Consider the following 506-nt stretch of genomic DNA (forward strand, 5'->3'; position numbering starts at 1 on the left):
CCGGGCCCTCCAGTTCGAGGCCCCGGCCCAGCAGGGCCATCGCCTCCGCCCGGTTCCGGCGGACGATCTGACCGCTCCAGTCCGGCACGATCCGTTCCATCGCGGCGTCCATCAGGTGGTCCCGTTCGTGGGTGGCCAGGTGTCCGAAGGCCACCCAGCTGCCCGAGGGGACCGCGTCCACCAGCAACTGCACCAGCCCGGCCGGGTCGTCCGCGCGGGGCACGAAGTGCAGCCCGCGGAAGAGCACCAGCCCGATGGGGCGTGACAGGTCCAGTACCCGGGCAGCGCCCCGGAGAATCCGATCCGGGTCGCCCAACTCGCCGTGCACATAAGCGGTTGGGCTTCTCGGCTGCTGCCGGAGCAGGTGCAGGGCGTGCGCCACCACGCCCCGGTCCCGGCTGTCGTAGACCACCCGGGTGGGCGGAGCCATCCGCTGGGCGACCTGGTGGGTGTTGCGCATGGTGGGGAGGCCGGCCCCGATGTGCAGCAGCTGCCCCAGGCCCGCC

At 73.1% G+C, this 506-nt stretch carries 1 protein-coding gene; it reads right to left on the bottom strand.

The window, feature by feature from the left end; translation table 11 throughout:
* On the bottom strand, positions 1 to 506 hold a 506-nt coding region (locus ABD323_RS45715), incomplete at both ends, for an SAM-dependent methyltransferase (RefSeq protein WP_344447813.1).

Source organism: Kitasatospora nipponensis, from assembly GCF_039528135.1.
Taxonomy (GTDB): Bacteria; Actinomycetota; Actinomycetes; order Streptomycetales; family Streptomycetaceae; genus Kitasatospora; species Kitasatospora nipponensis.